Origin of the sequence: Streptomyces sp. (genome assembly GCF_031181555.1) — a bacterium.
Taxonomy (GTDB): domain Bacteria; phylum Actinomycetota; class Actinomycetes; order Streptomycetales; family Streptomycetaceae; genus Streptomyces; species Streptomyces fimbriatus.
The window spans coordinates 24,237-31,094 of sequence record NZ_JAPSKQ010000071.1; the positions used below are offsets into that span (position 1 = coordinate 24,237).

Sequence of the window (6,858 nt, forward strand, 5' to 3'; positions counted from 1 at the left end):
CGTTTTCGCACGACATCACCGGTGCGCTCGGATTGACACTCTTCGGTGACCCTTGCGCCTGTTTTTTGTTACCTGTTCGAGGCGGGGCGGAGGGATGCGCGTGACGGGATCGGGGTGAGGCGGGCGTACGGGCTACCGGTTCGGGGGCGCGCCGTCGATCGGGCGCCCCAGCACGCCCGGACGCTTCTGCCAGGGCAGGGGGCCGGTGGGCGGCCGGTAGGCGACGCCCAGGGCGTCGAGGCGCCGGTAGTGGGCGGTCATCCGCCGTTCGAAGCCGGCGACGTCACGTTCGGCGGGGGCGGGCAGGGGGCTCCAGGCGACCTCGGCGAGGGCGGCGAGCCGGGGGAAGACCTGGTAGTCCACGCGCCCCTGGTCCTCCATCACCTCGGTCCACACGTTGGCCTGGGTGCCCAGCACCCGTCCGGCCTCCTCGGGCGTCAGCTCCGGGGGGACGGGCTCGAACCGGTAGACGTCCTCCAGGGTGCGCACGTACCCGATCGGCACCGGCTCGTCGGGGCCCGCGTCCTGCCGGTGGTCCAGGTACACCTGCTGCTCGGGGCACATGACCACGTCGTGTCCCGCGCGGGCGGCGGCGACGCCGCCCGCGTACCCGCGCCAGGAGGACACGGCGGCGCCCGGGGCGAGGCCGCCCTCGAGGATCTCGTCCCAGCCGATCAGCCGCCGTCCCCGTGCGGCGAGCCAGGCGGCGAAGTGCCCGATGAACCAGGCCTGGAGCGCGTCCTCGTCCTTCAGCCCGAGCTCGGCGATCCGCCGTTGCGCGGTGGCCGACGCGCGCCACTGGTCCTTGAGGCACTCGTCGCCGCCGATGTGGACGAACGAGGAGAAGGGGGAGAAGGGGGTGAAGGGGGTGAAGGGAGTGAAGGGAGCGGACGAGGTGGACGCGCCGGTGTCCGCGGGGAACAGGTCGAGGACTTCCTCGAGCACCCCTTCGTAGAAGCGCAGGGTGGTGTCGGTGGGGGCGAGGACGTTCGGATTGATTCCCCAGGTGTCCCAGACGGTCAGGGAGGCGGTGTCGACGACATCGGTGTTGCCGAGTTCCGGATACGCGGCGATGGCGGCCTGCGAGTGGCCGGGTACGTCGATTTCCGGGACGACGCTGATATGCCGCTCGGCGGCGTAGGCGACGATCTCGCGGATGTCGTCCTGGGTGTAGTAGCCGCCGTGCGGCCTGTCGTCCCACAGGGGCGAGGCCCGGTGCCCGATTTTCGTGCGGGCACGCCAGGCGCCGACCTCCGTCAGCCGCGGGTACCGCTCGATCTCGATGCGCCAGCCCTGGTCGTCCGTCAGGTGGAAGTGGAGGACATTGAGTTTGTGCGCGGCCATCAGGTCGAGATAGCGCAGCACGCCGTCCTTGGGCATGAAGTGCCGGGCCACGTCGAGCATCAGGCCACGCCAGCGGAATCGGGGGGAGTCCTCGATCCTGACGTGCGGCACGGCCCAGGTCCGGTCGCGGCCGACCGGGGCCCGGCGGTACGCCTCGGGGCCGAGGAGCTGCCGCAGCGTCTGGGCGCCCCAGAAGACACCGGCCGCGCCGCCGCCCTCGATCAGGACGCCGCCGCCGTCACTGACGAGGCGGTATTCCTCGGGACCGAGCGCGGGGTCGAGCTGAAGCCCGATGCCGTCGCCGTCGGTGTCGTCGAGCCCCCGCCCCTCGCGCAACGGCAGGCCGCCGGCCTGCCGGAGCACGGTGCGCAGCCAGTGCCCGACGCCCTCCGTCCCGGGACCGGCGTACAGCCGGGAGTGCGCCGTCAGCCGCGTCTCGCCGGAACCGGCGACGACGCTGCGGGGAGCTGGAATCAGTTCGGTCACGTCAGTCCTTTACCGCGCCGCCCAGTCCGGAGACCAGACGCCGCTGCACGAGTACGAAGAAGACCAGCACCGGAATCGTCATCACCGTGGACGCGGCCATGACCCCGCCCCAGTCCGGCTCGTCGGGTTTGTAGAAGACGAGCAGCGCCATCGGCAGGGTCGACTGGGAGATGTCGCTGATGATGAAGGACTTGGCGAACAGGAAGTCGTTCCAGGTGGAGATGAAGGAAAAGACGCTCGTGGCCACCAGACCCGGCAGGACGAGCGGGAAAAGGATCTGCCAGAGAAAGCGCGTGCGGCTCGCTCCGTCCATGTACGCGGCCTCCTCCAGCGCCTCCGGAACGGCTTTCACGAACCCCCGCAGCATCCAGATCGCGAACGGCAGCGAGAACGCGATGTGCGGCAGGATCAGCGACCACAGCGTGTTCAACTGGCCGGCGTCCCGCATGAGGAAGAACAACGGGATGGTCAGCGCCTCCACGGGCACCATCTGGGCCACCAGGAACATGATCAGCAGGGTGGTCCGCAGACGGAACCGGAAACGCGTCACGGCGGTCGCGGCGAGAAAGGCGATCAGCGCCGAGGCGATCACCACGGCGACCGCGACGACGACGCTGTTGACGAAGTACCGGCCGAATTCCTGTTGCCCGAACACCCGCCGGAAGGAGTCGAGCGTGGGCGCCAGCGTCCAGGGACGCGGCTCGGTCGACTCGATCTCCCCGGCCGGTTTGAAGGCGCTCAGCACCATCCAGTACAGCGGGAAGGCCACCACGGCGGCGGTCAGCAGCGCCGTCGCCTCGGCTGCCAGCCGCCCCGGGCGCCGGACGAACCGGCGCACAGGATTCACCCGGCGTGCCCCGTCCCGACTCACGAGTGTCACAGTTCCTCCCCCTGGCGGCGCAGCAGCCGCAGATACACGAGCGTGACGGCGAGCAGGATCAGCAGCATCACCACGCCGATCGCCGCGCCGAGGCTGTACTGCGAGGACGCGAACGCCTGCTGGTAGGCGTAGACGTTCAGGACCAGGTTCTGGCCCGCGATGCCGCCGCCGTTCGTCATGACGTAGATCTGGGTGAAGACCTTGAAGTCCCAGATCACCGACTGGATCGTGACGACGACCAGGATCGGCCGGAGCATCGGCGCGAGCACCGAGCGCCAGATCCGCCACTGCGAGGCGCCGTCCAGGGCGGCGGCCTCCAGCACCTCGGACGGTACGGCGCGGATGCCGGCGTAGACGGTCACCATCACGAACGGGAAGGAGCACCACACCACTTCGAGCAGGACGAGGAAGAAGGCGCTGAACCGCCCGTACGTCCACGAGTGGTCGCCGAGGCCGAGCACCCGGTTGACCGGGCCGAAGTCGGCGTCGAAGAGGAACAGCCAGACCGTGGAGCCGGTGATGGCCGGGGTCGCCCAGGCGCCCAGCGCGGCCAGCATCAGCGCGAGCCGGGGCACGGCCCGCACCCGGGTGAGCAGCACGGCGAGCGCGCAGCCCACGGCCAGGGTGCAGACCACGCAGGCCGCCGCGAACAGCACGGTGGCCAGCAGCACGTGCCAGAACTGCTCGTCGGCGAAGAGTTCGCGGTAGTTGCCGAGGCCCTCGAAGGTGGTCGGTTCGCCGCCGCTGACCTGGGCCTGGGTGTAGTGGAAGAGCGAGATCAGGCCGAGCTGGTAGATGGGGTAGGCGAGCAGTCCGCCGAGGACGACGAGCGCGGGTGCGAGGTAGAGCCAGGGCGTGCGGCCGGCCCGGCGGCCTCGCGGTGTGCGGGGTGCGGGGGCCGTGGAGCGCGCCGGGCGCTTGTGCTCCACGACCACCGTGTTCTGTGCGACCACTGGATCAACCCACCGAGCCGAACGCCTCGTTCATCTTCTCCGCGGCGTCCTTCGAAGCGGTCGCCACGTCCTTCTTGCCGCTGACGATCTCCTGGAACATGGTCGGCAGCACCAGCGAGGAGTCGATCTGCGCCCAGGCCGGCGAGGCCGGCACGAACTTGGTGTCGGCGGCGAGCGTCTCGACGAACGGCTTGACGAAGGGCTCCTTGGCGGCCGCCTGCCGGCGCACGTCCGAGAAGGTCGGCAGGAAGCCCATTCCGTCGAACAGCTTGCCCTGGGCCTCCTTGGAGGCGAGCCGCTTCATCAGGTCGACGGCGAGCGTGCGGTGCGAGGTGGACTTCAGCACGCCGAGGTTGTTCCCGCCCGCGAACGCGGGTGCGATGGAGCCGGACTCGACGCCCGGCAGCGGCACGACGGCGTACTTGCCCTTGACCTTCCCGGCCTCGACGGCCGCGTGGCTGAAGTCGCCGCCGATCGCCATCGCGGCCTTGCCCGAGGCGAACGCGGTCACCGTGTCGTTGCCGCCCATCCCGGCGCACTTGGCCGCCGGGCAGTTGTCGTCGCCGAAGAGGGAGGTGTAGGCCTCGATGCCCTTGCGCGCGTCGGCGCTGTCGATGGCGGAGGCGTACGAACCGCCCTTGCCGGTGGCGAGTTCACCGCCGTGGGCCCAGATGAAGGGCATCGCGCCGTAGGTGTAGGCGCCGCCGACGGCGATGCCGTACATCTCCGGTTTCGCGGCGCGGATCCGCTGGGCGGTGGAGATCAGCTCGGCCTGGGTCTTCGGGACGTCGAGGCCGAGTTCCTCGAAGACGTCCGTGCGGTAGTACAGCGCGCGGACGCCGACGAAGTACGGGGCTCCGTAGACCTTGCCGTCGACGGTGACCGACTGCCTGGCGGTCGGGTCGGTGTCCTCGGCCTCGTCCCAGGCCTCGAACTCCTCGGTGATGTCGGCGAGTCCGCCGTCCTGCACGTACCCGGCGGTGTCGGTGTTGCCGTACTCGATGAGGTCGGGCGCGGACTTCGGGTCGTTGAAGGCGGCCTTGATGCGCTGGGCGCGGGTCTCGACGGGGATGTACTCGACGGTGACCTCGGTGCCGTCGTGCGCCTTCTCGAACCCGGCGAGGACGGAGTCGACGACCTGTTCCTTGGGCTTGTTGTTGACCTCCTGGAAGAGCCAGACGCGCAGGGTTCCGGTCTTCTCGTCCTTGTCGGAGGAGGAGGTGCCGGAGGTCTGGGGCGCGCAGGCGGCGGTGACGAGGACGGCCGCGACGGCGACGAGGCGGGCGGACAGCTTCATGGAGTGCTCCTCCGATGGTGCGTTGCAACATGCGCAATGATGGTTTCGCTGTGCACAACAACACACCGGAGGCTAGGGACTGGGTGAACCGCGCCACAAGAGGTCTCAACCACTCTGTGACCGGCCGACGCACCCCGCGCAACGCGCGGGCAGCACAAAGGCCCCCAGGGCGCGCAAAACGCACCCCGGGGGCCTTCGCGTGAGACCGGCGGCGGGAGGGACCTGCTCGCGGACTGGCGGACTACTTGTCGCCCTTGCCCTTGCCCTTGTCGTCGCCGCCGGCGCCCATGGACTCGTAGATCTCCTTGCACATGGGACACACCGGGTACTTCTTCGGGTCGCGGCCGGGCACCCAGACCTTGCCGCACAGCGCCACGACGGGGGTGCCGTCGAGCGCGCTCGCCATGATCTTGTCCTTCTGGACGTAGTGGGCGAAGCGCTCGTGGTCACCGTCGCCGTGGGAGGTCTGCGGCGTCGGCTCGACGAGTGTCCCCGTACCAGTCCCGCGCTCGGGCTCAAGAGTGCTCATAACAGCCAAGGGTACTGAAGGTCACACGCATCAGTTGAGCGAAGGGTCGTCCGGATACGTGGCCACCATCGCCAGCTCGTTGCGCTGGCGGCGCAGCACCTCGCGCCACAGCCGCTCCGGGGCCGGGGACGAGACGTCGCCGGGCTCCGACTCCACGACGTACCAGGCGCCGTCCGCCAGCTCGTCCTCCAGCTGGCCCGGGCCCCAGCCCGCGTATCCGGCGAAGATGCGCAGCGAGCCGAGGGCGGAGGCGAGCAGCTCCGGCGGGGCCTCCAGGTCGACCAGCCCGATCGCGCCGTGCACCTGGCGCCAGCCCAGCGGTGCCGCCTGACGGGCCGCCCCGCCGGGGACGACGGCGACGCCGAGGGCCGAGTCCAGCGACACCGGGCCGCCCTGGAAGACGACGCCGGGTTCGCCGGCGAGGTCGGCCCAGCCCTCCAGGATGTCGCCCACGTCCACCGGGGTCGGACGGTTGAGGACGACGCCGAGCGAGCCCTCCTCGTCGTGGTCGAGGAGGAGCACCACCGCGCGGTCGAAGTTCGGGTCCGCCAGGGCGGGCGTGGCCACGAGCAGCCGCCCTGTGAGCGAGGACACCTCGGTCATGCCAGACATGATCCCGCATCTTCCCCCCGTATGGGGAGGCAACAGGGGTATGGGAGTGAACGCAGCTCAGGGCCGCCGAGAGCACGCCCGGCGCACGCCGGTGTCCGGTGACCCCATGTGCCCGCTCTGGAACGGTTCGTGTTGTGACAGACCCATGACGTCGCCCGGCCCCCCACGGGCTTACGGAAGGGGGGTGCGGGGCGATTACCCTTTCCCTCCTGGCCCCTGCCCCACTCCCCACGGAACGCGAGATTCATGACCGTCAACGACGATGTCCTGCTTGTCCACGGCGGAACTCCGCTGGAGGGCGAGATCCGTGTCCGCGGTGCGAAGAACCTCGTACCGAAGGCCATGGTCGCCGCGCTGCTGGGCAGCGCTCCGAGCCGCCTGCGCAACGTTCCGGACATCCGTGACGTCCGCGTCGTACGGGGTCTGCTGCAACTGCACGGCGTGACGGTCCGCCCGGGCGAGGAGCCCGGCGAACTGGTGCTCGACCCCACGTACGTGGAGAGCGCCAACGTCGCCGACATCGATGCCCACGCGGGTTCCTCGCGGATCCCGATCCTGTTCTGCGGTCCGCTGCTGCACCGGCTCGGGCACGCGTTCATCCCCGGCCTGGGCGGCTGCGACATCGGCGGCCGGCCCATCGACTTCCACTTCGACGTGCTGCGGCAGTTCGGCGCGACGATCGAGAAGCGGGCGGACGGCCAGTACCTGGAGGCCCCGCAGCGGCTGCGCGGCACGAAGATCCGGCTGCCGTACCCGT

Annotated in this window: 6 protein-coding genes and 1 pseudogene; 1 reads left to right on the forward strand and 6 read right to left on the reverse strand. The window is 70.1% G+C overall.

What is annotated here, in order from left to right; all coding sequences use genetic code 11:
- Positions 1 to 132 precede the first annotated feature (132 nt).
- The 6 genes from RIM90_RS16560 to RIM90_RS16585 form a co-directional block, all read right to left on the reverse strand.
- Positions 133 to 1,830: a beta-N-acetylhexosaminidase gene (locus RIM90_RS16560; protein ID WP_309061475.1), complete on the reverse strand. Its 1,698-nt coding sequence runs from the start codon at positions 1,828 to 1,830 to the stop codon at positions 133 to 135.
- Between the two features lies 1 nt (position 1,831).
- On the reverse strand, positions 1,832 to 2,677 hold the full coding sequence (locus tag RIM90_RS16565) for a carbohydrate ABC transporter permease (RefSeq protein WP_309061476.1): 846 nt from the start codon (positions 2,675 to 2,677) through the stop codon (positions 1,832 to 1,834).
- 29 nt (positions 2,678 to 2,706) lie between these two features.
- The gene (locus RIM90_RS16570; protein WP_375165458.1) at positions 2,707 to 3,639 is read right to left on the reverse strand and encodes a carbohydrate ABC transporter permease; all 933 of its coding nucleotides are present in this window, start codon (positions 3,637 to 3,639) and stop codon (positions 2,707 to 2,709) included.
- A gap of 28 nt (positions 3,640 to 3,667) precedes the next feature.
- Positions 3,668 to 4,960 carry an extracellular solute-binding protein gene (locus tag RIM90_RS16575; RefSeq protein WP_309061478.1) on the reverse strand — a complete coding sequence of 431 codons (1,293 nt, stop codon included), beginning with the start codon at positions 4,958 to 4,960 and terminating at the stop codon, positions 3,668 to 3,670.
- A 241-nt stretch (positions 4,961 to 5,201) separates the two neighbouring features.
- On the reverse strand, positions 5,202 to 5,489 hold the full coding sequence (locus RIM90_RS16580; protein WP_019754409.1) for a DUF3039 domain-containing protein: 288 nt from the start codon (positions 5,487 to 5,489) through the stop codon (positions 5,202 to 5,204).
- Positions 5,490 to 5,519: 30 nt separating this feature from the next.
- On the reverse strand, positions 5,520 to 6,092 hold the full coding sequence (locus RIM90_RS16585; protein ID WP_309061479.1) for a YqgE/AlgH family protein: 573 nt from the start codon (positions 6,090 to 6,092) through the stop codon (positions 5,520 to 5,522).
- A 255-nt stretch (positions 6,093 to 6,347) separates the two neighbouring features.
- Here RIM90_RS16585 and RIM90_RS16590 point away from each other — a divergent pair.
- A pseudogene (locus tag RIM90_RS16590) lies at positions 6,348 to 6,858 on the forward strand (UDP-N-acetylglucosamine 1-carboxyvinyltransferase); the annotation flags it as partial.

Bases quoted from the DNA above. Each gene is read 5' to 3' on its own strand.
- RIM90_RS16575 (WP_309061478.1), bottom strand. From the start codon at position 4,960: ATGAAGCTGTCCGCCCGCCTCGTCGCCGTCGCGGCCGTCCTCGTCACC.
- RIM90_RS16580 (WP_019754409.1), bottom strand. From the start codon at position 5,489: ATGAGCACTCTTGAGCCCGAGCGCGGGACTGGTACGGGGACACTCGTC.
- RIM90_RS16585 (WP_309061479.1), bottom strand. From the start codon at position 6,092: ATGACCGAGGTGTCCTCGCTCACAGGGCGGCTGCTCGTGGCCACGCCC.